The organism is Streptomyces sp. NBC_00846 (genome assembly GCF_045207325.1).
Classification (GTDB): domain Bacteria; phylum Actinomycetota; class Actinomycetes; order Streptomycetales; family Streptomycetaceae; genus Streptomyces.
In genome coordinates this window covers 5,234,127-5,258,974 of the sequence record NZ_CP108846.1, presented here as the reverse complement: position 1 = coordinate 5,258,974, position 24,848 = coordinate 5,234,127, and the positions used below count along the sequence as shown (strand labels likewise).

The window sequence follows — 24,848 nt, the reverse complement described above, 5'->3', positions numbered from 1 at the left end:
CACGGCGGTCGACATGTGGCGAAGGTCTCGGATCGGCCGAAAGGGCCGAATCGGCCACGTCACACCCGCGCGCCCCGACGGCACAGGGCCGCCCCCGTCACCGAAGTGGCGGGGGCGGCCCTGCGTGGAATCAGCCGATCCGGTACGGCGGTCAGTCGTTGCCGTTGCCCGGAGCAGGCGTCGTCTTCTGGATCTGGAGCAGGAACTCCGCGTTGGACTGGGTCTTCTTCATCCGGTCCAGGAGGAGCTCGATCGCCTGCTGCTGGTCGAGCGCGTGCAGCACCCGGCGCAGCTTCCAGACAATCGCCAACTCGTCGCTGCCGAGCAGGATTTCTTCCTTACGGGTGCTGGACGCGTCGACGTCCACCGCCGGGAAGATGCGCTTGTCCGAGAGCTTCCGGTCGAGCTTGAGCTCCATGTTGCCGGTGCCCTTGAACTCCTCGAAGATCACCTCGTCCATGCGCGAGCCGGTCTCGACGAGCGCGGTGGCCAGGATGGTCAGCGAACCGCCGTCCTCGATGTTGCGCGCGGCACCGAAGAAGCGCTTCGGCGGGTAGAGCGCGGTCGAGTCGACACCACCGGACAGGATGCGGCCGGAGGCGGGGGCCGCGAGGTTGTACGCGCGGCCGAGGCGGGTGATGGAGTCCAGCAGGACGACCACGTCGTGACCCAGCTCGACGAGACGCTTGGCGCGCTCGATGGCCAGCTCGGCGACGGTGGTGTGGTCCTCGGCGGGGCGGTCGAAGGTCGAGGAGATGACCTCGCCCTTCACCGACCGCTGCATGTCGGTGACCTCTTCCGGACGCTCGTCGACCAGGACGACCATCAGGTGGCACTCGGGGCTGTTGACCGTGATCGCGTTGGCGATCGCCTGCAGGATCATGGTCTTGCCGGTCTTCGGCGGGGCCACGATCAGGCCTCGCTGGCCCTTGCCGATCGGGGCGACCAGGTCGATGATCCGCGTCGTCAGGACGTTGGAGTCGGTCTCCAGACGGAGCCGGTCCTGCGGGTAGAGCGGGGTCAGCTTCTGGAACTCCGGGCGGCCGCGGCCGGTTTCGGGCGCCATGCCGTTGACGGAGTCGAGGCGGACCAGCGCGTTGAACTTCTCGCGGCGCTCGCCGTCCTTGGGCTGGCGCACCGCACCCGTGACGTGGTCACCCTTGCGCAGGCCGTTCTTGCGGACCTGGGCGAGCGAGACGTACACGTCGTTCGGGCCCGGCAGGTAGCCGGAGGTCCGGATGAACGCGTAGTTGTCGAGGATGTCCAGGATGCCCGCGACGGGGATCAGGACGTCGTCGTCGGAGACGGGGACCTCGCTGGCGAACTCCTCCCGGCCACGGCGGCCACGGCGGTCGCGGTAGCGGCCCCGGCGACCGCGACGGCCGCCCGCCTCGTCGTCGTAGCCGTCGTCCTGGGGGCCGCTGCCGCCCTGCTGGCCCTGGCGCTGCTGGCGCTGGCCGCTCTGCTGGCCCTGGCCCTGGCCGCCGCCCTGCTCGTCGCCCTTGCCACGGCGGTCACGCTGCCGGTCACGACGCTCCCCGCGCTCGCCACGCTCCTGGCGGTCGCCCCGGTCGCCGCGCTGACCGCGGTCCTGACGGTCGCCCCGGCGGCCCTCGGCCGTGTCGGCGGCAGCGTCGGCCTTGGCGTCGGTGCGGTCGTCGCCCTTCGGCTCGTCCTGCGTCTGCGCCTTGGCCTCGGCGGCCGGCTCGCTCTCCGCCTTGGTCTCCGGGCTGCCCGCCTGAGCGGTGGCACGACGCCGACGGCGCTCGCCCGTGGGCTGGTCGTCGCTGGCCGGCTGACCGGGAATGTCGATCTGCTGCTGGGCAGCGGCCTTCTCCGCGGGCGCGGCGGCCGCGGACTCGTCCCCGGTGCGCGCCTTGGAGGTGGCACGGCGCTTCGGCTTGGTCTCGGCTTCCGCGGCGGGCGCGGCGGCCTTGGGCGCGGCGGTGTTACCTGCCTGCGCCTCCTTGATGACCTCGATCAGCTGGCCCTTGCGCATCCGCGCAGTGCCCTTGATGCCGAGGCCGGACGCGACCTGCTGCAGCTCGGCCAGGACCATGCCGTCAAGGCCGGTGCCGGAGCGGCGGCGCCGTGCGGTGGTGCCAGTGGCAGCACCTTCGGCGGGCGCGGTGCTGTCGACGGTCTTGTCGGCAGTCACGCCCATCAGATCGGTGGTGTCGCTCACGAAGGGTCCTTCCCTGGAGCGGACGTCGGCCTTCTGGCTCGGCGACCGGTTGTGCTGTCCGACTGCGGTCTTTTTCTTGCGGACCGGGTCGGGGCGGTGGTCCGCCGCGGGTACGGCGGAGAGATGAAAGTATGCAAGGGTCCGGCGCGAGCATCCCCCTGCTCGGCCCACTCCTGGACAAGCGAGGGGTGTCGTGCCGGTTCCGGAGCGTGCACGAAACTGCTCAGGCAGGCTGCTCAGGCAGTTGGGGAGGCTCCCGGAAGAATTGGTGGTCCCGGAAAGGGACACGAAGCAACGCGCCACATAGACGTCGGCTGCTGACTTGAGGTTAACACTACCGGCTCCGACAAACATTCCCCCTCTCACTTACCGGCAATCACTTCTCGACTACGGGGCGAGCGGCAGCACACTCGCGCCTGCGGCGTCGAGAGCGAGCCGATTGGCCGCCCATCCCTCGCCCGCCAGCCGTGCGACCTTGTCGGCCGCACCGTCCTCGGCCAGTGCGAGCACGGTCGGCCCGGCACCGGAGATGACTGCGGGTACGCCGTCGGCGCGCAGTCGGTTCACAAGCTCCACGCTCTGCGGCATCGCCGGGGCGCGGTACTCCTGGTGCAGCCGGTCCTCCGTGGCGGTGAGTAGCAGTTCGGGGCGGCTGGTCAGGGCCTCGACGAGGAGTGCGGCGCGGCCGGCGTTGAAGGCCGCGTCGACGTGCGGGACCGAGCGCGGCAGCAGTCCACGGGCGGTCTCGGTCAGGACCGGCTTACTGGGGACGAAAACCACCGGAACGATGGAATCTGCGGGGTCCATCCTGATCGCACGGGCGGATCCGCCGTCCATCCAGGCAAGGGTGAAACCGCCGAGCAGGCAGGCCGCGACGTTGTCGGGGTGGCCCTCGATCTCGGTGGCGAGCTCCAGCAGCGCGGCGTCGTCGAGCCGGGCGTCACCGCCGGACGTCACGGCGCGGGCGGCGACGATGCCGGCGCAGATGGCGGCGGAGGACGAACCGAGGCCGCGCCCGTGCGGGATGCGGTTGGCGCAGACGATCTCCAGGCCGCGGGGCTGTCCGCCGAGCAGGTCGAAGGCGGTGCGCAGGGAACGTACCAGAAGGTGGCTCTCGTCGCGGGGCAGCGTGTCCGCACCCTCACCCGCGATGTCGATATGCAGTCCGGAGTCGGCTACGCGGACGACGACGTCGTCGTACAGCCCCAACGAGAGGCCGAAGGCGTCGAAACCCGGGCCCAGGTTGGCGCTGGTCGCAGGGACGCGCACCCGGACGGCGGCGGCTCGGAAAGCGGGACCGGCCATCGGTTGGACGACTCTCCTTGTGAGGCGGCGGGGGTGGTGAAGCGTTTTCTCGACGGTGGCGGGACGTCGTGACGGCGAGGAGTGGGATTCCGGGGAACCGACGGCCACAACGACCCATGCGCCGCAGCAGACGCGGCGGGGCGGATTCATTACAGCTTATCGAAGGAAGGTTCTGTCGCGACATAGGGCGCACAGGAGGCGCACGATGCGTGTCGCCCGCCTCCTATGCGCTCTCCGCCCCGAAAAGGGACGGTTGAGCTGGGTTCCTGCCGGCGGACGACCGGGCTTCCCGCGACAGTGCGCGGGGCCTCGGGGGCGTGGCGTCGGAGTCGTACGGGCAAGCGGTGGCGCCGCCCGAGCCCTCCGCCCCACGCCCCTGCCCGGAACGGGGGTCCCCGCGGTTACGCGAGGCCCAACTTCTGAGCGGCGGTGGCCGCGTCGACCGGGACCGTGACCGGCTGCGGGGCGCCCGCGACGGCCCAGTCGGGGTCCTTGAGGCCGTTGCCGGTCACCGTGCAGACGATCTTCTGGCCCGGGTCGACCTTGCCCTGCTCGGCGGCCTTCAGCAGACCGGCGACGGACGCGGCCGACGCGGGCTCCACGAAGACGCCCTCCTGGGAGGCCAGCAGCCGGTAGGCGGACAGGATCTGACGGTCCGTCACCTCATCGATGAATCCGCCCGATTCGTCCCGCGCGTCCAACGCGTACTGCCAGGAGGCCGGGTTGCCGATCCGGATCGCGGTGGCGACGGTCGACGGATCCTTGACGATCTCGCCGCGGACGATGGGCGCGGAGCCGGAGGCCTGGAAGCCCCACATGCGCGGGGTGTGCGTGGACATGCTGTCCGCCGCGTACTCCTTGTAGCCCTTCCAGTACGCGGTGATGTTGCCCGCGTTGCCGACCGGGAGGACGTGGATGTCGGGAGCGTCACCGAGCGCGTCGACGATCTCGAACGCGGCGGTCTTCTGGCCCTCGATACGGACCGGATTGACCGAATTGACCAGCGCCACCGGGTAGTTGTCCGACAGCGAGCGGGCCAGCGTCAGACAGTCGTCGAAGTTGCCGTCGACCTGGAGGATCCTGGCGCCGTGCACGAGCGCCTGGCCCATCTTGCCGAGCGCGATCTTGCCCTGCGGCACGAGGACGGCGCAGACCATGCCGGCCCGTACCGCGTACGCGGCGGCGGAGGCGGAGGTGTTGCCGGTGGAGGCGCAGATGACGGCCTGCGCGCCCTCCTCCTTGGCCCGGGTGATGGCCATCGTCATGCCGCGGTCCTTGAAGGACCCGGTGGGGTTGGCGCCCTCGACCTTGAGGTGCACCTCGCAGCCCGTGCGCTCGGAAAGGACCTGAGCGGGGACGAGCGGCGTACCGCCCTCACGGAGCGTGACGACGGGCGTCGTGCTCGTGACCGGAAGGCGGTCCCGGTACTCCTCGATGATGCCGCGCCACTGGTGGGTGCCCTTGCTGGTCATGGGTCCTTACTCCCCTTCAACACGCATGATGCTGGCGACACCGCGCACGGTGTCGAGCTTGCGCAGCGCCTCGACGGTCGCCGAGAGGGCGGCGTCGGGCGCGCGGTGGGTGACGACGACGAGAGAGGCCTCGCCGCTCTCCCGTCGCCCGCCGCCGCCCTCGGCGGAGGCGACCGCATCGCCGCTGATTACATTTCTACTCTGCTGACGGACGGTATCGATCGATACGCCCTGTTCGGCGAAGACCGTCGCGACCTGGGCGAGTACGCCAGGCTTGTCGGCCACGTCGAGGCTGATGTGGTACCGGGTGACGACGTCACCCATGGGGCTGACCGGCAGGCGCGTGTACGCGGACTCGCCGGGGCCGGTGGCCTCGTTGAGCTTGTTGCGGCAGACCGCGACCAGGTCACCGAGGACCGCGGACGCGGTCGGCGAACCGCCGGCGCCGGGGCCGTAGAACATGAGCTGCCCGGCCGCCTCGGCCTCGACGAAGACCGCGTTGTACGCCTCGCGGACGGAGGCCAGCGGATGGCTCAGCGGGATCATCGCGGGGTGCACCCGAGCGGTAACGGACTGCCCGTCGGCGGCGCGCTCGCAGATGGCGAGGAGCTTGACGGTGCAGCCCATGCGGCGGGCGGAGGCGATGTCGGCGGCGGTGACCTCGGTGATGCCCTCGCGGTGCACGTCACCGATCCTGACCCGGGTGTGGAAGGCGATGCCGGCGAGGATCGCGGCCTTCGCGGCGGCGTCGAAGCCCTCGACGTCGGCGGTCGGGTCGGCCTCCGCGTAGCCGAGGGCGGTGGCCTCGTCGAGCGCCTCGGAGTATCCGGCTCCGCTCGTGTCCATCCGGTCGAGGATGAAGTTGGTGGTGCCGTTCACGATGCCGAGGACCCGGTTGACCTTGTCACCGGCGAGGGACTCGCGCAGCGGCCGTACAAGCGGGATGGCACCGGCCACTGCGGCCTCGTAGTAGAGGTCCCGGCCGTGCTGCTCGGCGACGGCGTGCAGTGCGGCGCCGTCCTCGGCCAGCAGCGCCTTGTTCGCGGAGACGACGCTCGCACCGTGCTCGAAGGCGGTGGTGATGAGGGTACGGGCGGGCTCGATGCCCCCGATGACCTCGATGGCGACGTCGATGTCGCCCCGTTTGACCAGGGCTGTCGCATCGGTGGTGATCAGCGCCGGATCGATGCCTTCCCGCACCCTGGAGGGTCGGCGCACGGCGACACCGGCGAGCTCGACCGGGGCGCCGATGCGCGCGGCGAGGTCGTCGGCGTGCGTCGTCATGATGCGCGCCACCTCTGAGCCGACCACTCCACAGCCCAGCAGCGCCACCTTCAGCGGACGCGTACGCATCATCCGACCTCGTTTCCTCTACCTCTTGATGTGTGGTCCAGTCTCACTCACCGGACGGGTGTTCCTGCCACCCGTCCGGATCCTGAGACATCTATGGGTGTCCGGGGGCATACCCCGGGAAAAACGACATCAGCCGACGTCCAGACGCAGGAGATCTTCCTCCGTCTCGCGCCTGACGATCACGCGCGCCTCCCCGTCGCGCACGGCGACGACGGGCGGGCGCAGGGCGTGGTTGTAGTTGCTCGCCATGGAGCGGCAGTACGCGCCGGTGGCGGGTACGGCGATCAGATCGCCGGGCGCCAGGTCGGACGGCAGGAACGCGTCCTTGACCACGATGTCGCCGCTCTCGCAGTGCTTGCCGACGACCCGGACGAGCATCGGCTCGGCGTCGGAGGTCCGCGAGGCCAGCACGACGCTGTACTCGGCGTCGTACAGCGCCGTGCGGATGTTGTCCGACATCCCGCCGTCGACGCTGACGTACGTACGCAGCCCCTCCAGGGGCTTGATGGTGCCGACCTCGTACAGCGTGAAGGCGGTGGGGCCGACGATGGCGCGCCCCGGCTCGACGGAGATCCGGGGGGTGGCGAGCCCGGCCGCCTCGCACTCGCGGGTGACGATGTCGCCGAGCGCCTTGGCGATCTCGTGCGGCTCGCGCGGGTCGTCCTCGGAGGTGTAGGCGATGCCGAGACCGCCGCCGAGGTCGATCTCGGGCAGCTCGACGCCGTGCTCGTCGCGCACCTCGGCGAGCAGCTGCACCACGCGCCGGGCGGAGACCTCGAAGCCGGCCATGTCGAAGATCTGCGAGCCGATGTGCGAGTGGATGCCGATGAGTTCCAGGCCGTCGAGGGTGAGGGCCCGGCGCACGGCCTCGGCGGCCTGTCCGCCGGCCAGCGCGATTCCGAACTTCTGGTCCTCGTGGGCAGTGGCGATGAACTCGTGGGTGTGCGCCTCGACGCCGACGGTCACCCGGATCTGTACGCGCTGCCGCTTGCCGAGCCGCTGCGCGACGTGCGCGACCCGGGCGATCTCCTGGAAGGAGTCGAGCACGATCCGCCCGACGCCGACGGTGACCGCCCGCTCGATCTCCCCGACGGTCTTGTTGTTGCCGTGGAAGGCGATGCGCTCGGCGGGCATTCCGGCGTCCAGCGCGCAGGTCAGCTCGCCACCGGAGCAGACGTCGAGGTTGAGTCCCTCCTCCTTGAGCCAGCGCACGACGGCGCGCGACAGGAACGCCTTTCCGGCGTAGAACACATCGGCGTCCCGCCCGAAGGCGTCGGCCCAGGCCCGGCAGCGGGCCCGGAAGTCGCTCTCGTCGAGGAAGTAGGCGGGGGTGCCGAACTCCTCGGCCAGCCGCGTCACTTCGACCCCGCCGACGGTGAGCGCACCGCCCTCGTCGCGGGTGACGGTACGGGCCCAGACCTTCGCGTCCAGGGCGTTGAGGTCGGCGGGCGGGGCGGTGTAGTGCCCTTCCGTCATGACGTCGGCGTGACGGGGCCCGGCGGGGTGTGCGGATCGGCTCATCGTGTTGCTCTGCTCTCTCGGGTCTCTCAGAGGACTTCGGGTGCGCTGATGCCGAGCAGGGTCAGGCCGCCTGCCAGCACCGTCCCGGCGGCTTCGGCGAGGGCGAGCCGGGAACGGTGGGCGGCCGAGGGTTTCTCGTCACCGACAGGGAGTGGCGAAGCGCTGTCGTGGAAGTCGAAGAAGGCCTGCGCGACCGCTTCCAGCTGCCGGGCGAGCCGGTCGGGCTCGCGGTGGCGGGCGGCGGCGGCGAGCACCTCGGGATGATCGGTGAGGAGCGTCCCGAGTGCGGGCGCGTCCACGCTCTCCTCGTACCCGGCACGGAACCCGAGCTGCTCGGCATTCCGGCTCAGGGCACGGGTCCGGGCGTACGCGTACCGCACCCGGAACAGTGGGTTGCTCTCCCCCTGTACGAGGAGCTCGTCGCCGCCCGTGCACCGGGCGCGGTCGTGCGGGGCGGCCCGCAGCAGCGCCCAGCGCGCGGCGTCGCTCCCGAGCCGCTCGAAGAGATCGCGGTCGGCGGCGGGCACGGGCGCCACGTGCAGCGTTTCCCCGTCGGCCGTCCGCTCCCCGACCTCGGCCCCCTGGGCCCGGAGCAGCCGCTCGACGGTCTCGGTGACGACCCGGGCGCGCAGTTCTCCGACGGGTGCGAACGACGCGGTCACGCCGCGGAGGCCGTCCCCGTGGCCGTAGCGCGTACCGCCCGCTTCGACGGCCCGGACCGCCACGTCGACGGGGTCGGGGCCTCGGAGGGTGAAGTTCAGGAACCCCGGCCCGGTGACTTCGACGCCACCGATTCCCGGCGCCCCCTGGACCCGTACCCGAAGGATCTCGGCCACTTCCCGGGCCGGCAGCGCGGCGGGCCCGGCCAGCTGGAGGGCGACGGCGCAGGCGTACTCCCCACGCCCGCCGGGCCGGGTCCGCTCCACCCGCACGCGCGCGGGCACCGGCGCGCGCAAGGCGTCCTCGTCGACCGCGCGGCGCACGGCGTGCAGCACGGTCCTGGAGAGATCGGCGGGGGTCACAGGACAAGCGTATGGGAGGACGGGGGCTGCCTCGCGACCCGGTTTCGCCATCCGGTCACCCGGCGGCGCGCTCCGCCCTCCCGGCGCCCTGTCTGCCGTCGAGCGCCGACGGGTCCTCCCGGGCCATCAACTGCCGTACGAGCCGCACCAGCTCACTCGGCTCGAACGGCTTCGCCAGGAACGCGTCGACCCCCACGTCGACTCCGTTGTCCGCCTCGTGGGGCGTGCAGGCGCTGACGATCGCCACGGGCACATGTCTTGTCCGCGGATCGGAACGCAATCTGCCGGCGGTCTGCACACCGTCCAGCCGGGGCATGACGACATCGAGCGTGATCACGTCGGGACGGACCCGATGCACCAGATCGAGACACTCGACACCATCGGCCGCGGTCACGACCTCGAAGCCCTCAAGCTCAAGGTTGACCCTGATCAACTGCCGGATGACCTTGTTGTCGTCGACAACAAGCACGCGGCCACATGCCCCTGACACCCTTCGAGGGTAGGCGGAGTGTAGGGGCTGCGTCCGGGTTTTGCCCATTTCCGACCACGGACGAGTGGTACGGCAAGGTGGCCGGATGTACGCAGAACGTTCCGCCCTCCCGCTCCCCGGGGACCCGCACAGCCACCCCCGGCGGCGCCGAAATACCTGTTCACGGACACCCTGTGGAAGCTGGTAGTGTTTCTCCCGTCGCCGAGCAACACAGCGATACGCCCCCGTAGCTCAGGGGATAGAGCATCGGCCTCCGGAGCCGTGTGCGCAGGTTCGAATCCTGCCGGGGGCACTTCGATCGAAGTGCCTAAAGACCCCGTCATCAGCGGAAACGCTGAGGCCGGGGTCTTCGCGTATGCGCAGGCATGTGCAGCGCCGAGCGGCCTTAGGACGGGGTCTGTGGACTATTCGTGGACAGGATCTTGGAGTGTCTGCCCAGGTCGAAGCAGCTGCCTCGGACGCGGGCACAGCCCGGCGTGCCAGTCCCGCTCCAGATCCGCTGCGTGGAATACGCTGCGAAGACGTCCAACCTGACGTTCTTGATATTGCGTACACACAACGGACTGCCGCGCGGCGGCGGCTCTTCACGTCGGCCCGGATGGCGCAGCTGTCGAATGCAGGAAGGGGTGTGGCATGCGGTCCCCAGGCGTGCAGCTTCGGGAGATCACCGACGCCAACCGGGATGCCGTTCGTGCCCTCCGCGTCCGACGTGACCAGAAGCAGTTCGTCGCCTCCGTGTCCAAGTCGCTCAAGGAGGCGACAAAGAAACCAGAGGCCAATCCCTGGTACCGCGCCCTGTACCGCGACGACGAGCCAGTCGGCTTCGTGATGCTGTCGTGGAAACCGCCGGCTGGTCCTTACAAAGGGCGGCACTTCATCTGGCGCCTTCTCGTCGACAAGCGGTACCAGGGGCGAGGGATCGGCCGAGAGGCGCTCACGCAGATCACCGCCCTGGTTCGCACGGACGGCGCCACCGAGCTGCTGACCAGCTACGAGCCCGGCGACGGCGAACCGTGGCCCTTCTATCAGAAGTTCGGGTTCGAGCCCACCGGGGAGATCGACGACGGCGAGATCGTTCTGAGGCTCACCTTCCCCACTCGGTGAGCTCATACGGAAAGCGATCGCCCCTAGGTGAAAACGGAACGCGGCGCGGCAGGTGCAACGAGCAACCAACGGCCGATGACACGCGGCTGAGACACGACGAAACCCCCCGCCCATGCAGGCTGGGGGCTAACGTCAGATGCGCGTGATCACTCGTATTCACGCAGCAACTCTTCGATCTTGCGGTTGGCGATCTCCTGCCGTCCGTCGAGGCACTTGGGCCAGGCATGCTCGGCGCGACCGCCCTGGCCTCACCCGGCCCTGTCACCGTGCTCACTTCCGATCCGGAAGACCTCACCGCGCTGTGCGGCAGCCGAATCACCGCCATCAAGGTCTGAACACTTCATGCTTCATGGCAGCGCGGGCGCCGCACCGGATGGGGGTCCGGTGCGGCGCCCGCGCTCGGCCCCGGGCTACTTCAGCCCGTAGGCCCGGTCGAGGGTTTCGATGGTGCGGCTGCCCGCGTCGTCCCAGAGTTCGGCCTTGACGGCCACGTATCCGTTGGTAGCGGAGAGCTTCGGCTGGTGGTAGGAGACCCGGAAGGAGTCCGCGTCCGCGCGCTCGACCGTGGCCGGGCGCCATGTCGTGCCGCCGTCGTAGCTCACCGAGACCTTCGCCCCGGCGAGCTTCGTCGACCCCGTCCAGCCCTTGGCCCGGTAGCCGTCCAGGGTGAAGGAGTACGGGGTGCCCGCACGGACCCGGTTGAGCAGGTCGGAGGAGATCCGGTAGTGCGTCGCGATCACCGGCAGGGGCTCACAGGTCGAGACCAGGTCGAGGATGTCCTTGCAGGTGTCCTGGTTCACCCCGCGAGGGGCGTCCGCCGTGAACGAGTACTGCGTGTGCGTGCCCTTGGCGCCCTCGAAGTAGTTCTCGGACTCCGTGTCGAACGGGAGGTCGATGTCCAGCCGGTAAGCGGCCCTGTCCTTGATGGTCCACTGGCTGCCGTCCTCGATCTCCTTCCCGTCGCGGTAGAACGCGGTCCTGACGATGGGGCCCCAGTCGGTGTAGTGCTCGGGGTCGGAGTCCGCCCCCACCCCGGGCAGCGGCACGACGCCCATGTCGGTGCTGCAGAAGTTGCAGGACACCATGCTGCCCAGCGGAGCCGGGTGCAGGGCGGGGCCGAACCAGTTCTCGGTCATGGAACGGCCGGGACGCGGGGTCTCGGTCCTACCGTGCATCTGGGGGCCGTAGAACTTGAACCCGACGTGCTGCTGGTACGTGAGGCCGCCCTTCGCGTAGACGTAGTCGTCGCGCTGCTGTCCCCGGAGGACGACCTCCGGCACCCGCTCCGACACGGTGTTCGTCGCCTCGGGGCCCCAGACGTCCTGCACGTAGGCGCTGTACTGCTCGCGTCCGTAGCCGTGGAAGGCGTTGGTGATCTTGGCGAAGTCCTTGCGCTGGACCGTGGCACCGAGGTCGGCGGGGATGCCGTCGTGGAAACTCCACTGACCGGAGTAGGCGTAGGCCGACTCCTTCTGGCCGTGCAGGGCGACGGTGACGGGCTTGCCGTGACCGGCCGCCGCGATCCGTGCGGCCAGTTCCTTTCCGTCCCGGTAACCGATCCCGGCGAACGGGATGTTCAGGCCGTCGCCGACGCTGGCGTAGACACTGCGGTCGGTCGTCCGGGCGACCAGGACTGCGGCGGCGCCGGCGTCATCCAGCTCACCGGCCAGCACTCCGACGCTGACCGGACGGTCGTGGTGTACGAGCACGGCCTTGCCCTTGACGTCCTTCGCGGCCAGTTCCTCGGGGCTCCCGCGGCCGATGTCCACGACCTCAAGTTTCTTGGTGCCGTCGAAGCGTGCGAGGTTGACGGGTGCCCGCAGCGTCAGGGGGAAGCCCTTGTGGCCGCTGACCTCGCCGGTGAGCAGTGGCTGCCGCTCACGCTGGTAGAAGGTCGTGGACAGCGTGCCCGTCCGGGGCTCGGCCGTGGGGATGGCGCCGAAGTGCCCGGTCGTGGGTGAGGCGTCGCCGGTCGTGGAGATGCCCGCGGTGCGGCCGTTCGGGGCGGTGCGGCGCAACTGGTAGGTGAATGTGGAGGACTGGAGCGGTCGCTTCTCACCGACGACGTTCAGCCGGAAGTCGCTCGCCCGGGTGGCGTCCGCGGTCACGGTGACGGGCTTGTCGGTGACCGTGACGTCGGGGAGGCTGAACAGGTCGAGGGCGTCGGCGGCTCCGTGTTTATAGCCGAGATCGCCGGTGGTGATTCCGCCGTAGAGGGCGTAGTTCCCCTGGGGAACGCGCAGCTTGAGGCTGCCCCGGCCGCTCGTCGGGAAGCTCTGGTAGTAGTCGTTGTCGAGGCCCATGACTACGACGAGGCTCCGGTCGGGGGCGCCGCCCGTGCGGTCCTTGAGGTCGACGGTCATGCCGTAGCTCTCGACCTCCTTGGTGAAGCCGAGCGCGGCGTGTGCCGTGGCGCCGTCCGCGGTGGTCGCCGTGACGTCGCCCGTGTAGTCGCCTGCGTCGAGGAGGTTCGGGTCGAGGACGACCGGGACTTCGGTGCTGCCGCCGGCGGGAACGGTGATCTCGTCGTGGCCGAAGGTCAGCGCGCCGTCGGGCAGGGTGCCCTTCGTGGTGTGCGCGGCGAGCTTCACGGTCGTCGCCGTGTCGGTGGGGTTGCTGAGGGCGAGGGTGCGGGTGAGCTTGTCGTACGTCTCGCCCTTGCCCGGGTACCAGATCATGCCGAAGTCGGCGGGCCCGGAGAGGTCCACTCGGGAGTCGAGGGAGGCGGCGACGTTCACGCGGCCGCTGCCCTGCTCGTAGACGCTGTACGCGGCGGAGGGGTCGGTGTGCGAGGTCAGCGCGGCCTTGAGGCGCTCCCCCTGCCAGTCGGGGTGCCGCTGCGCGAGGATGGCGGCGGCGCCCGCGACGTGCGGGGTGGCCATCGAGGTGCCGTTGGCCGATGTGTACTTCCCGTCGACCACGGTGCCCATGGCGGTGCCTGCCGCGCGGGCGGCGACGATGTCGACGCCGGGAGCGGTGACGTCCGGCTTGATCCCGTGGTCGTACGTGCGCGGGCCACGGCTGGAGAACCAGGCGAGCCCCTCGGACTTGTCGACGGCGCCGACCGTCAGGGCCGCGTCGGCGGCGCCGGGGCTTCCGATCGTGGACGTGCCCGGGCCGTCATTGCCGGCGGCGATCACGAACAGGGACTTGCTCGCCGCGCTCAGCCGGTTCACCGCCTCCGTGGAGGGGTTGTCCTCGGGGTCTCCGGCGCTTCCCAGGCTCATGCTGATCACGTCGGCGCCCTGGTCGACGGCCCATTCCATCCCGGCGATGACGCCGGAATCCGGGCCCTTGCCGTTGTCGCCGAGGACCTTGCCGATCAGCAGGTCGGCGCCGGGGGCGACGCCCTTGTAGCGTCCGTCCGAGGCGGCGCCGCTGCCCGCGATGGTGGACGCGACGTGGGTGCCGTGGCCATGGCCGTCCTGGACCGTGGGGGTTCCGACGAAGCTCTTCGCCTCGATGACCCGGTCCTTGACGTCGACGTGGCCGAGGTCGACGCCGGTGTCGAGGACGGCGACCTTGGTACCGGTGCCGTCGTAGCCGGCCGCCCACGCCTCGGGGGCGTGGATCTGCGCGACGCTCTTGTCGAGCGTCACCTTCGCGGGCGCGTCGTACCAGATCTTGGCGACTCCGGAACCGACCGCGGTCTTCGCCCGGCCCGTCCTGGCCGGCGCGGGCTGGGCGGCCTTCCAGAACGAGGCCGCCTTGTGCTTGTCGACCCGGAGGGCGGCCATGCCCGTACGGTTCAGCACGACGCCGGTCCTGCTGGCGGGCAACCGTCGCGCCCGGTCGCTCAGCTTCGCGCGGGAGGGCTTGTCGGCGTACGAGACGATCACGGGCAGCGTGCTGTCCTTGACGTCCCCGTGCCCGTCCTTCAGCAGCTGGGTGACGTTGAACAGCCGCCGGTCCAGGGTGTTCAGGGCGAGACCGGCCAGCGCGTCGGTCGGGTAGACGTACAGGTCGCCCTTCGGATCGGTGACGGTCTGGAACGTCGTCCCGTTGCCGGGCGCGGGTGTGACGGTCACGGAGGTACGGCCGCCCGCGCCACTCGTCACCGCCACCTTGTCACCGGTGACGAGGGTGATCTCGGCCGGTTTCGCGTTCTTCGCCGCCTTCGGCAACGAGCCGCCGGCCGGGGAGGGCGCGAGGGGTGCTCCGGTCGCCGTCCCGGAACTGATCCCGGGTATCAGCGCGCCGGTGGCGAGCACCGTCGTGACGGCGAGCAGCCGTCTTCTGAGTCTGCCGCGCGAGGGGGTCGGCACGTACTCCTCCTTGGGTGGAAAACGAGAATGAGCGCAAGGAGCGCACGCCGAAGTACGGGCATGAGAGCCCCGAAAGCAGAGAGGGACGGGCCCGGACCGGGCGGCGCATCCGGAGGCTATAGCCCGTCAGGGCTGGGGCTGAAGCTCCAGAAGTGGCGCATGTGTGCCAGTTGGTGAGGGGAAGGGCTCCTGGGGGCCTGGAGGAGCGGGCCTCGCGCGTCGGGGGCGCTCGGGGCACGAACTGCGCGGGGCCCGGCGCCCCTGCCACGTGCCGCGCGGGGGCCGAGCACCGCGGCCACGTACTGCACAGGGCCCGAACGTCCCGGCCACGTCCCGCTGTTCCGCTACCCCTGAACCGGTCCCGGGGCCACTGCCCTGCGGGACGCCTCCACCCAGCCCTGCCTGGCCGCGTACCAGCCGAGCTGCATCCGGGTCGCGACCCCGGCCCGGTCCATCAGGCTGCGGGCGCGACGCAGTACGGTGCGTCGGCCGACGCCCAGGTGCCGGGCGATCGCGTCGTCGGTCAGGCCGCTGAGCAGCAGGGTCAGCAACCGCTTGTCCTCGGTGCCCAGTTCGTCCCTGGCGGCATCGGCCGCGGTGCCGTCGCGGTCGAAGGGCACGCTGTCGGCCCAGACCCGCTCGAACAGCTCGATCAGGCCGTCGAGCAGTGGACTCGGGTCGACGATCACCAGGTCCCCTGGATCGCCCTCGCGCTCACGCCCGCCCTCTCCGAAGGCGCAGATGATGGCATGCTCCCGGTCGACGATCATCATCTTCATCGGCAGCCGGGACGTCACCCGGGCCTGCTCCCCGGCCTCCAGGCACTGGTTGATCCGTACCATCGCCCCCGGATACTCGATCGCGTGCCGACCGTAGACGGTGCGGTACGGCACTCCGTCCGACAAGTGCCCCAGCTGGACGGTGTTGTCCACGGACCAGTACGGGGGCGCGTCGAAGTGCAGCACCTCGTGCCGCGCCCCGCGCTGGATCCGCGCGGCGTGATCGGGGCCGGCCGGCCGCAGCGCCCAGGACGCGGGGCCCCGCCCGGACACGGCATCGCCCGGTGAACTCTCTTCGGCGACCCCGAGCAGTGAGGTCCGCAGGGCGACCAACTCGGCCGACAACTCGGGTTTCTGTCTTTCTGTCAGAACTTCGATCCGCCCTGTGGCGGCCGACGGCGTAGAGGCGAAGTGCGTGGGGGCGGGGGGCTGCGCCACGGCCCGGGAGTCGGCATCGCCCTTCCACGTGACCGCCCCTCGGACGAGCAACGCGTCGACGACGTGCGCGATGCGCTCCAACGGAAGCCTGAGCCGCACAGCGAGCCGGCCCACCTCGCAGGCTCCGTCCCGCAGCGGCTCACTGTGGATACGCTCCTCGACATCGACATCGGCCCGGTCCAGAGCCTTGAGCATCGCGACCCCTCTCTCCACAATCCGCCTCGCGCTACACGGCATTGGCCGGATTTCACTGCTTTACCGATCTTGAGAAGTTATTCGATCGGTGGCAATGGTATACGGACTCGGGAATCGAGATCGATCACACGTTTTGGCAGCAGCAAAGTGGACATGTACCCGGCGCCGACAAGAAGGAATCGCGTTCTCATCGAAGTTGGCGGGATACGAACACGGCCCCGCAGCGAGCCGGCGGATTCCAGAAGGCTTCCCCGAGGCCGATCCGGAAGACCTCACCGCGCTGTGCGGCAGTCGAATTACCGCCATCAAAATCTGACACTTCAGATTTCAGGGCATTCGGCGCATTCCCAGGTCGTGGGATACGCGCGGGACGAGATGCCTGATGGCTCGTCAACTAAGCCGTCGACCTGCGAACCCGCGCGGGACGCCTACGGCCTCCGGAGCCGTGTGCGCAGGTTCGAATCCTTCCGGGGGTACCACTCGGATCCATGTCCGGTCGACCATCGAAACGGCCGTGACGCCGCCTCCGGCGAGCCCCGGTCCGTAGAGCACCGCGGACCGGTGCACCGGCGATGCCCGTGCCCCGGTCCACGACCCGTGCTCACGCCGTTTCAGCGCGTGACCGCGGCGGGAAAAGCGGCGGAGCCGAATTCGTTGACGGCCTTGCGGTAGGTCCAGGCAGCGGCGGCGCAGGCAGTCTTCTTCAGGCCCCGGTAGTTGGCGCAGACGCGCTTGAGGTCGGCGTAGAAGGCGTTGTCCAGGCGGGCCTTGTTGGCGGTGAAGGTGCCGACGGCCTTGTAGTTCCGGTAGCCGAAGTCGTGGCGGGCGCAGGAGTTCTGGAAGGGGATGCCGAAGGGGTTGTCGGGGGCGGCCGTGCAGTAGTCGGTGGACCAGTCGAAGCCGTACGCGCTCCACGCGGACTGGTTGCGGCGGGCGGCCAGCCAGGTGTGGTAGCTGCTCGCGCCGGTCTGCGTGAACCTGCTCAGGACCTGGGGCTTGTCGGCGGGGGCGGCCGAGGCCGGGGAGGCCGCCAGGCCGAGCGCCAGGGGCAGGGCGAGAGCGGCGGCGGTCAGGGTGGTGGTGGGACGACGGTGCATCGAGCTCCTCCGTACGGGCTGCTGAACGGTGCCCGGCGGGGGACCCGCAGGGGCTTGTCCCAGCCTTGCGGAGGGTATTGCGACGCGACCGTATCGGCGGCGTGTCCGAGGCGTTGGGCCAGCTGTCCGGAGTAAAGGTGCGCGCGCCGACGTTCGCCGGTCGTGGACGCGTCGGGCCTCACGAGCGCAGGAACGCCAGCACCGCCAGCACCCGCCGGTGCGTGTCGTCCGCCGGGGGCAGGTCCAGTTTCGCGAGGATCGAGCCGATGTGCTTGCCCACCGCCGCCTCGGAGACGACCAGTTGGCGTGCGAGGACCGGGAGCGCGGGCCGGTCGGTGCGCAGGCGCACGGCCGCGTGGAGGCCTTCGTCCCGGCGCTCCAACGCGGCCACCGGCACTCCGGCGAACGCCAGCAGCGCGAGCAGTGGCAGCCCGATCAGTGTTCACGAACAGGCGCGGCACCCTTCGGTCACCCATGCGCTTGCGCGGTCTTCGGATTGTTGGTCCCGGCGCTACTGATCGGCATGTTGGTGATGGGGGTCGGAGCCGACGGTGCTCGGGGAGGACGACACAGTGTGTGGGTGTGGCTGCGGCGTTGCCGCCGGAGTCGGGGGTGTGGGCCCGCTGCGGTGCATCCACAGGAGAGCTCCTGCAAGCAGTGCGGTGCCTCCCAGCAGCCACGGCAGCGGGCCTGACGGAAGGACACCGATAACCAAGCCCGTGAGCGCCCCCACCAGTTGCAGCGCGAGAGACTGGACGGACAGCGCGGTGGCCCGGCCCGAACGTGTGACACGGCGGTGCAAGAGCTCGTTCTCACTCGGCCCGGCTGCGCCGAGCCCGAGGTAGACCAGGCCGTAGCCGATGGCCGCGAGGACCATGGAGCCCACCCCTGTGAACGCCACGGTGGCGCCGAGCAGAAGCAGGCCGCTCGCGCTCGCGCCGAGGCTCACCATGACCGCACGCTCGCCACTGCCCGCAAGCCGGGCGGTCAGCGGTGAGAGGTGACTGCCGATACCCGAGCAGATGAATCCGGCGCAGGCGAGCGCGGCAAAGAGCACCGCCCCCGACTCCGACGCGCCCGTGAGGGCCGCGGCACGGCCCGGCGTGAGCAGTTCGATCGCGACCAGGCCGCTGCCGGCGGCCCCTGCGCTGAGGAGCACCCGGCGGACCAGCGCATCGCGGCCCCCCAGCCGCAGTCCGCCCACGACGGTGGCCGGGATGCCTCGGAGTACCACGCGCAAGGTGGCCGCCGGTCGGGGCGGCTCCCGCAGAGCGGTCAGGACATACAGCACGAAGGCGATCTCTACTGCTGCGCCGAGCAGCATCGGAACGGAAAGGGGCAGCACCAGCTCGGACGTTGCCTCGCTCAGTCGGGCACCGAGGTCGGGGCCGAGTCCGAGCAGCCAGGGAAGGCCACCGCCGACCAGGGTGCCGGTGGCGAGGGCGGCGGATGTCGCGGTGCCGCCGCGGGCCAGCCCGGTGTGCAGTTCGGCGTCGGGGCCGGAGTGCGCCTGGACGGTGTCGACGTACCAGGCTTCGGCCGGTCCGCTGGACAGGGCACGGCCGGCGCCCACCAGAGCCATGCCGAGGCCGAGCAGCCAGGGGGCGGTGCCCAGACTCACGAGGATCAACGCGGCCAGGTTCAGCAGGCCGGCGGAGGCCAGAACAGCGCGCCGTCCAAGGACGTCGGACAGTCCTCCGGTGGGCAGTTCCAGCGCGGCGGCGGTGAGGGAGTGCGCGGCGAAGAAGCCCGCGATGGCCGCCATGGTCATGCCGCGCTCGGTGAACAGCAGGATCTGGGGAGCGACGCTCAGTCCCAGCGGCAGCCAGAACAGAACGCAGACCGTGGTGTAGCGGCGGCGTGCGGTGCGTATGTCCAGCGGGCCGGTCATGACGCGTCCTCGGCATCTGTCCCCGCAGGGGCAGAGGTATCCGCCTCAGTGCCGGGGCCGCGCGGCGCCAAGGGCAATCCGGCGGTGAGGAGTACGACCTGCGCAGCGCGCGGATCTTCTGCATCGCGGGTGGTCAGTTCCTCCAGCTTCCGATCGAGCACGTCCCAGAGTTCGGTGAGCGACTCGGGGGTCAGACGGGGCATCAGGTCGCTGATCCCGGACGGTTCCACCCACTCGTGGCCCAGCCGCCCATCGGCGATGTCGGCCTCGTGCCGGACGAGAGAAGCCTCCAGGTGCTCGATCTGGACCCTGCGCGACAGGCTGACGTAGGCGCGGCTGCCCGCTGTGGCTTCCATTGCCTTGCTGCTCCAGGAAGTCACGGCGTGCACCGCCTGCCAGCGGCGCTCCCGCCCGTCACGGTGCTCGGCCTCGGCGACGAACGCGTACTTCGCCAGAACCCGCAGGTGATAGCTGGTGGAAGCGGATGACTCCCCGGTCCTGACGGCGAGTTCACTCGCGGTGGCTGGACCGTCCTGCCGCAGCAACCCGAGCAACCGGATACGTAGCGGGTGTGTGAGGGCCTTCAGGGCTGCTGCGTCCTGCTCGGGATCGAGTACGCGTCTCTGCTCGTCGCTGACCATGACGGGAGAGTAGAACCATCAGAGGCTTTCCAAAAGCATTTTTGCAGAAATTATTTTGGAAAGCTGGATGCCGCCAGTACGACGTGCGGTGGTATCGCACCGCCGTCGACCTCGATCCGCCCGCGGAACCAACACGGTCACCCTCGCCGTGACCGCCGAAGAGGCCGGCGCCGGTCCGGACGCGGTGCGGCCCGTCGGCCAAGAAACTGCGCTCTGCAGGGTCGGCGGCGAACAGAACGCCTCTCCGGGCCGCCGGGCTGCTCACGGCAAGACCACATCGGCCAGAGAGGGCTGACTCGCGTTCCGTCGTCGGCGTCACCCTCGCCACCAACTCCCCCACATTCCCTGATCTTTCACGGTTCCAGCCATTGACGTGCACCCCGGGCACATCTACGGTCCGAGACATCAGACCTCCGACATCTGATGTCTAGTCCAGTAGGGCCGCCGCCCATCAGTACGCTTCCGAGGAAGGCATCTCCGGCATGAAGAGAACCGCTCCGGCCACCGTGGCAGCAGCAGTCGCCCTGGCACTGGCGACGGGCACCGCATTGGCAGCGCCCGCGCATTCCGACACGGGGACCCTCTCCCAGCAGGACCTGGCGACCGCAGGCACCGGCTCCCCTTACTACCGCATTCCCGCGCTGACCACGACGGAGTCCGGAACCGTTCTGGCGGCCTACGACGCCCGCCCGACCCTCGGCGACCTGCCCGGCAACATCGGCATCATGCTGCGGCGCAGCACCGACGACGGCCGGACCTGGCAGTCGCAGCAGATCGTCCGCAAGGACCCGGCCCCGCACGGCTACGGCGACCCGAGCCTGCTCGTCGACCGACAGAGCGGCCGGATCTTCCTCTTCTACGCTGCCGGACAGAACCAGGGGTACTTCGGCAGCGCCACCGGCACGGACGAGAACGATCCGAACGTGCTCCAGGCCGATTACAGCTACTCCGACGACGACGGCCGCACCTGGAAGCACCGCCGCATCACTCACGAGATCAAGGATCCCGCCTGGGCCGGCATGTTCGCCGCCAGCGGCCAGGGCATCCAGATCAAGCGTGGCCCGTATGCGGGGCGACTGGTTCAGCAATACTCCGTCCGGTACAAGAACGGCAACTGGGCGGCCAGCGCCTACAGCGACGATCACGGTGAGACCTGGCACATGGGAGAGCTGGTGGGCCCCGGCACCGACGAGAACAAGAGCGTGGAGCTGGCCGACGGCCGTCTCATGCTCAACGTCCGGTCCAGCCCCCATCGCCTCGTCGCCTACTCTTCCGACGGCGGTGCCACCTGGTCCGGACTGCGCGCCGACCCGAACCTGATCGACCCGGGTGACAACGGTTCCGTCATCCGTTGGAACCCCAATGCCTCTCCGCGCAGTCCGGAAGCCCACAAGCTGCTCTTCAGCAACAACGAGAGCATCACCGACCGCGCCAACACCACTGTCAAGATGTCCTGCGACGACGGCAGGACCTGGCCGATCCGCCGCACCGTCGAGGCGGGCCCGTCCGCCTACTCCACCCTCGCCCGTCTTCGCGACGGCTCCCTCGGACTGCTCTACGAGCGCGGTTCGTCCCACCCCTACGAGAAGATCACCTTCGCCCGCTTCGGCGACGACTGGCTGAACGGCGTCTGCGCGCCTCTCACCGTGACCCCGCCGGAGTCGCTTCCCGCGGGCCGGACCAGCGGCTTCACCGTGATGGTCACCAACCAGGAACGGAACCGCCTCACGGGCGGCGAGCTTCGGCTCGACCTGCCCGACGGATGGTCGGCTCCGGCGGTCAAGGTACCCACGGTCCCCAGCGGGGGGCAGATCTCGGTCACCGTCCCTGTGACCGTCCCGGACACGGCGATCGCCGATGCGTACCCATACACCGCCCACCTGACCACGAACAAGGGCAGGTCGTACGCCGCCGACACAGCAACGATCAAGCCGGGCCTGAGTGGCCAGGTCCCGGTCGATCGCAAGAGCATCACGATCGCCTCAGTGGGCAGCGAGGAGACCGCCGCGGAGAACGGCCGCGCCGCCAACGCCATCGACGGCAACCCGGCCACCAAGTGGCACACGGCGTACAGCCCCTCCGTCGCCCCCATGCCCCATCAGCTGACCCTCGATCTCGGCACCACCCAGCCCGTCTCGGGTCTGCGTTATCTGCCCCGCCAGGACAGCGCCGCCAATGGCGACGTGGCCCGCTTCACCGTAGAGATCAGCGACGACAACGAGTCCTTCCGCCAGGTCTTCGCGGGCACCTACAGCGGCTCGAAGAATGAGAAGGAGGTGACCTTCGCCGCGCAGCAGGCTCGCTACGTACGGTTCACCGCATTGAGCGCCGTGAACGGCCAGCAGTTCGCGGCCGCCGCGGAAGTGACCGTACTCCGGGCCCCCTGACCTTCTGCGCCCGCGCTCATCGACAGCGGTTCTGGCTGGTGTTCCCGTGTCGGCCACGGGAACACCGGGCAGGTCGGTCCGCCGGACCAGCAAACGAGCCGGCCCGACCCGGGGCGACCACGGCGCTGCCTACGAGTCCAGGTCGTCCGGTCCGCCGGAACCGATCTGTTCCGCTCGCAGCGCCAGATCCTGCAGTACGTCGGCGGAGGACACGTCCGTCTGCCCGGAGTCGTGCACCTGGGCCAGCATCGCGAAGGCCAGCGTGAACGCGCCGACCAGCTGCTCCACCGCACCACCGACCTCCCGGCCGACCAGAACCGCGACCTCTTCGATCGAGGCGTCCTCGGGGATCGTGATCCGGGGCATCGTCTCGTTCAGGAGCGCGGTCACCACGCTCGAATCGGTTTCCACGTCGTCACGGTCGACGTTCTCTTCGAGGAGCCGACGGATCTCCCCCGCCTCCGTGAGGATTCCCACCACACGCTTCACCACTTCGCTCTGCTCCATCCAGCGAGCATAGGCGCGGAGACGTGCGGTCGGTGATCAGTCAGCGTTTCCCGCAGCCGTCGGTCCGAGATGACGAGGCCCGACTCGACCAGGCGGGTGAGCGAGCCCGGCGCCGTCGGTCGTCAGCAGTCCGTCCGTGGCGTCGAAGCCGTACGGGTTGATGACCTGGCTGCCCCGGAGCCGCTGCTCCGGGGCAGCCGTTCGTACCGCAACGCTGCACCGGCCCCGCCCGTCAGCGACCCGTCAGACAGGTCCTAGCAGGCTCGCCATGAGGTGATTCTGTCGTTGGCTGTCCGTCCGATATTGCCGCGCGCTTCGCCCGGGCTCACGATCGCCAGGACCGATCCGCCGTAGTTGTTGTTGTCGTAAAAACAGACCCGGGAACCGGTGCGGTTCCAGAGGGAGGTGGTCAGATCGTTCATCGCGCTGCCGACGTTGGCACGGTCCGTTCCCGGCACGAAGAGGAAACGTCCCTCGTAGTTGCTGTCGCCCCACACGCATACGTAACCCTTGGGGCAATCATTGGAGTTGGCGCTCGCCGGCGCCGCTCCCGTGACAACCGAGGCTGCCATCATGCATGCCCCAGCGATAACACCGGACATCAGAGTCCTCTTCACAGGCCTCCGCCTTTCTCTCGCGGTCTCCGAACCACCGGTAAACGAAACCCTCGTTTCGCAATGGCGGCGTAATCGTCAAATTACCCTGCTGACAGGGCTGTCGGAGTTATTCCGTGGCCCGGAAATACGTGCGGCGGATGAGCGGTTTCAGGCCAACGGGATGCGCGCCATAGGGAATGCACTACAACGCGACTTCCGGGGGCGATTTCGCGGTGGGGTTCCCGGCTTTCCGGCGTTCCCAGGTGAACGTCTGCACCAACGCAGAACGAGTTCGGCATTTCACGTCGGCCCGAACTGTATCGTCACCACCACTTCGATGGCCCAACTACCTTGACCGCAGACCATGTTCCGACTGGCCCCGGCGCCGTTACGCACTCCCTCCATGAGCCTCGTCAGGCCGAAGCACGCTTGCGGGGGGAGGCCTTTTTCGCCGTCGGCTTCGTATCCGACTTGGTGCCCGACTTCGCGGTGGAATTCTTCGCCGAGGACACCGAGGGCACAGAAGTCCCCGAAGTCCCCGTGGCTGCCGAGGACTTGGCGGCCGGCTTCTTCGCCGTCGATCGCGCGGCGGACTTCTTGGCGGGTGCCCTGCTCGGCGTCGACTTCTTCGCGGCCGTCTTCTTGGTTGACGCGGTGGCCTTCTTCTTCGCTCCGGTTCCACCCGACTTCTTACGGCCGGTGAGCGAAGTGACCTTGGCCACGGGGGCGTTCGCCGATTCTTCCTCGGACTCCGCCGACGGCTCCTCGCCCCGGGCCTCCTTCGCCGCCCGGACGCTGCTCTCCAGCGCCGCGATCAGGTCGATGACCTCGCCGCCGGCTTCCACCGTCTCCGCCGGCGCCACGCTCCGGCCTTCCGCCTTCGCCGCGATGAGCTCCTCGACCGCCTCGCGGTAGTCGTCGTGGAGCGAGTCCATGTCGACCTCGCCGAGTGTGTTCATCAGCGCGTCGGCCAGGTCGAGTTCGGCGTCGCGGACCTTGACCTCGGTGTTCGGGGCGACACCCTCGGGGCTGCGGATCTCGTCCGGCCACAGGAGGCCGTGCATGGCGATCACATCGTCGACCACCCGCAGCATACCGAGCCGTTCGCGGCCGCGGAGCGCGTACTTCGCCAGGGCGACCTTCTCGCTCCGCTTCAGCGCCTCACGCAGCAGGATGTACGGCTTGGCCGCCGGAACTCCGTTGGCGGAGAGGTAGTACGCCGTGTCCATCTGGAGCGGGTCGATCGAGGCGGCGGGCACGAAGGCGACGATCTCGATCGTCTTGGCCGTGGGCAGCGGGAGCGCGCCGAGGTCCTCGTCGGTGATCGGGATCACCAAGCCGTCGGCGCCCTCGTACGCCTTGCCGATCTCGGCCGCGGTGACTTCCTCCTCGTCGATCTCGCAGACCTTCCGGTAACGGATCCGGCCGCCGTCGGCGAGGTGGATCTGACGGAAGGAGATCGAGTGGTTCTCGGTGGCGTTGACCAGTTTGATCGGGATGCTGACCAGCCCGAAGGAGATGGCGCCGTTCCAAATGGACCTCACCGTTCACCCCTTGTGTCCGCATAGACGCCTATAGATCCATGAAACATGTGATTCTT

The 24,848-nt window shown here is 69.5% G+C and carries 17 protein-coding genes, 1 tRNA gene and 2 pseudogenes; 4 read left to right on the top strand and 16 right to left on the bottom strand.

Features of this window, described 5'->3' with window-relative positions; all coding sequences use genetic code 11:
- Positions 1-151 precede the first annotated feature (151 nt).
- The 7 genes from rho to OG936_RS24305 all read right to left on the bottom strand — a co-directional run bounded on the left by rho (position 152) and on the right by OG936_RS24305 (position 9,396).
- Positions 152-2,185 (bottom strand): transcription termination factor Rho, encoded by a 2,034-nt coding sequence (rho, locus tag OG936_RS24335; RefSeq protein WP_406497430.1) that lies wholly within the window; start codon positions 2,183-2,185, stop codon positions 152-154.
- A gap of 387 nt (positions 2,186-2,572) precedes the next feature.
- On the bottom strand, positions 2,573-3,490 hold the full coding sequence (gene thrB, locus OG936_RS24330; RefSeq protein ID WP_406497428.1) for a homoserine kinase: 918 nt from the start codon (positions 3,488-3,490) through the stop codon (positions 2,573-2,575).
- Between the two features lie 401 nt (positions 3,491-3,891).
- The gene (gene thrC / locus OG936_RS24325; protein WP_406497426.1) at positions 3,892-4,962 is read right to left on the bottom strand and encodes a threonine synthase; all 1,071 of its coding nucleotides are present in this window, start codon (positions 4,960-4,962) and stop codon (positions 3,892-3,894) included.
- A 6-nt stretch (positions 4,963-4,968) separates the two neighbouring features.
- On the bottom strand, positions 4,969-6,318 hold the full coding sequence (locus OG936_RS24320) for a homoserine dehydrogenase (RefSeq protein ID WP_406497425.1): 1,350 nt from the start codon (positions 6,316-6,318) through the stop codon (positions 4,969-4,971).
- Positions 6,319-6,444: 126 nt separating this feature from the next.
- Entirely contained in the window at positions 6,445-7,836 is a 1,392-nt protein-coding gene (gene lysA / locus OG936_RS24315; RefSeq protein WP_406497424.1) for a diaminopimelate decarboxylase, read from the bottom strand.
- Between the two features lie 26 nt (positions 7,837-7,862).
- Entirely contained in the window at positions 7,863-8,858 is a 996-nt protein-coding gene (nrtL, locus tag OG936_RS24310; protein WP_406497422.1) for an ArgS-related anticodon-binding protein NrtL, read from the bottom strand.
- A gap of 55 nt (positions 8,859-8,913) precedes the next feature.
- Complete coding sequence (locus tag OG936_RS24305) at positions 8,914-9,396, bottom strand: response regulator (protein WP_406497421.1); 483 nt, start codon at positions 9,394-9,396, stop codon at positions 8,914-8,916.
- 172 nt (positions 9,397-9,568) lie between these two features.
- Here OG936_RS24305 and OG936_RS24300 point away from each other — a divergent pair.
- The 3 genes and pseudogenes from OG936_RS24300 to OG936_RS24290 all read left to right on the top strand — a co-directional run.
- Positions 9,569-9,640: transfer RNA gene (locus OG936_RS24300), tRNA-Arg, on the top strand.
- 341 nt (positions 9,641-9,981) lie between these two features.
- Entirely contained in the window at positions 9,982-10,452 is a 471-nt protein-coding gene (locus OG936_RS24295) for a GNAT family N-acetyltransferase (RefSeq protein WP_406497419.1), read from the top strand.
- A 224-nt stretch (positions 10,453-10,676) separates the two neighbouring features.
- Positions 10,677-10,787: pseudogene (locus OG936_RS24290) on the top strand (DNA-binding protein); the annotation flags it as partial.
- 75 nt (positions 10,788-10,862) lie between these two features.
- On the opposite strand, the gene OG936_RS24285 reads toward OG936_RS24290, so the two are convergent.
- The 6 genes and pseudogenes from OG936_RS24285 to OG936_RS24260 form a co-directional block, all read right to left on the bottom strand.
- Positions 10,863-14,717 (bottom strand): S8 family serine peptidase, encoded by a 3,855-nt coding sequence (locus tag OG936_RS24285; RefSeq protein ID WP_406497418.1) that lies wholly within the window; start codon positions 14,715-14,717, stop codon positions 10,863-10,865.
- Between the two features lie 344 nt (positions 14,718-15,061).
- Positions 15,062-16,129, bottom strand: a complete 1,068-nt coding sequence (locus OG936_RS24280; protein WP_406497416.1) for a helix-turn-helix transcriptional regulator — start codon at positions 16,127-16,129, stop codon at positions 15,062-15,064.
- Positions 16,130-16,740: 611 nt separating this feature from the next.
- Entirely contained in the window at positions 16,741-17,226 is a 486-nt protein-coding gene (locus tag OG936_RS24275; RefSeq protein ID WP_406497415.1) for a phospholipase, read from the bottom strand.
- A gap of 178 nt (positions 17,227-17,404) precedes the next feature.
- Positions 17,405-17,539 (bottom strand): annotated as a pseudogene (locus tag OG936_RS24270) (DNA-binding response regulator); the annotation flags it as partial.
- A gap of 198 nt (positions 17,540-17,737) precedes the next feature.
- The gene (locus OG936_RS24265; RefSeq protein WP_406497413.1) at positions 17,738-19,117 is read right to left on the bottom strand and encodes an MFS transporter; all 1,380 of its coding nucleotides are present in this window, start codon (positions 19,115-19,117) and stop codon (positions 17,738-17,740) included.
- Positions 19,114-19,758, bottom strand: coding sequence for a helix-turn-helix domain-containing protein (locus OG936_RS24260; protein ID WP_406497412.1), 645 nt, complete (start codon positions 19,756-19,758; stop codon positions 19,114-19,116). Before OG936_RS24260 ends, OG936_RS24265 begins: the two co-directional genes overlap by 4 nt.
- 482 nt (positions 19,759-20,240) lie before the next feature.
- On the opposite strand from OG936_RS24260, the gene OG936_RS24255 reads away from it, so the two are divergent.
- Positions 20,241-22,145 carry an exo-alpha-sialidase gene (locus OG936_RS24255; protein ID WP_406497410.1) on the top strand — a complete coding sequence of 635 codons (1,905 nt, stop codon included), beginning with the start codon at positions 20,241-20,243 and terminating at the stop codon, positions 22,143-22,145.
- A 129-nt stretch (positions 22,146-22,274) separates the two neighbouring features.
- On the opposite strand, the gene OG936_RS24250 is transcribed toward OG936_RS24255, so the two are convergent.
- From OG936_RS24250 to OG936_RS24240, 3 genes are all read right to left on the bottom strand, one after another.
- On the bottom strand, positions 22,275-22,652 hold the full coding sequence (locus OG936_RS24250; protein WP_266748552.1) for a hypothetical protein: 378 nt from the start codon (positions 22,650-22,652) through the stop codon (positions 22,275-22,277).
- A 254-nt stretch (positions 22,653-22,906) separates the two neighbouring features.
- Positions 22,907-23,254, bottom strand: a complete 348-nt coding sequence (locus OG936_RS24245) for a peptidase inhibitor family I36 protein (RefSeq protein ID WP_406497408.1) — start codon at positions 23,252-23,254, stop codon at positions 22,907-22,909.
- 407 nt (positions 23,255-23,661) lie between these two features.
- On the bottom strand, positions 23,662-24,792 hold the full coding sequence (locus OG936_RS24240) for a Ku protein (protein WP_406497406.1): 1,131 nt from the start codon (positions 24,790-24,792) through the stop codon (positions 23,662-23,664).
- Positions 24,793-24,848 lie beyond the last annotated feature (56 nt).

Bases quoted from the DNA above. Each gene is read 5' to 3' on its own strand.
- thrB (WP_406497428.1), bottom strand. From the start codon at position 3,490: ATGGCCGGTCCCGCTTTCCGAGCCGCCGCCGTCCGGGTGCGCGTCCCT.
- OG936_RS24295 (WP_406497419.1), top strand. From the start codon at position 9,982: ATGCGGTCCCCAGGCGTGCAGCTTCGGGAGATCACCGACGCCAACCGG.
- OG936_RS24255 (WP_406497410.1), top strand. From the start codon at position 20,241: ATGAAGAGAACCGCTCCGGCCACCGTGGCAGCAGCAGTCGCCCTGGCA.
- OG936_RS24275 (WP_406497415.1), bottom strand. From the start codon at position 17,226: ATGCACCGTCGTCCCACCACCACCCTGACCGCCGCCGCTCTCGCCCTG.
- OG936_RS24265 (WP_406497413.1), bottom strand. From the start codon at position 19,117: ATGACCGGCCCGCTGGACATACGCACCGCACGCCGCCGCTACACCACG.
- OG936_RS24305 (WP_406497421.1), bottom strand. From the start codon at position 9,396: ATGGGCAAAACCCGGACGCAGCCCCTACACTCCGCCTACCCTCGAAGG.
- thrC (WP_406497426.1), bottom strand. From the start codon at position 4,962: ATGACCAGCAAGGGCACCCACCAGTGGCGCGGCATCATCGAGGAGTAC.
- OG936_RS24280 (WP_406497416.1), bottom strand. From the start codon at position 16,129: ATGCTCAAGGCTCTGGACCGGGCCGATGTCGATGTCGAGGAGCGTATC.
- OG936_RS24250 (WP_266748552.1), bottom strand. From the start codon at position 22,652: ATGGAGCAGAGCGAAGTGGTGAAGCGTGTGGTGGGAATCCTCACGGAG.
- OG936_RS24320 (WP_406497425.1), bottom strand. From the start codon at position 6,318: ATGATGCGTACGCGTCCGCTGAAGGTGGCGCTGCTGGGCTGTGGAGTG.
- lysA (WP_406497424.1), bottom strand. From the start codon at position 7,836: ATGAGCCGATCCGCACACCCCGCCGGGCCCCGTCACGCCGACGTCATG.
- OG936_RS24260 (WP_406497412.1), bottom strand. From the start codon at position 19,758: ATGGTCAGCGACGAGCAGAGACGCGTACTCGATCCCGAGCAGGACGCA.
- OG936_RS24245 (WP_406497408.1), bottom strand. From the start codon at position 23,254: ATGTCCGGTGTTATCGCTGGGGCATGCATGATGGCAGCCTCGGTTGTC.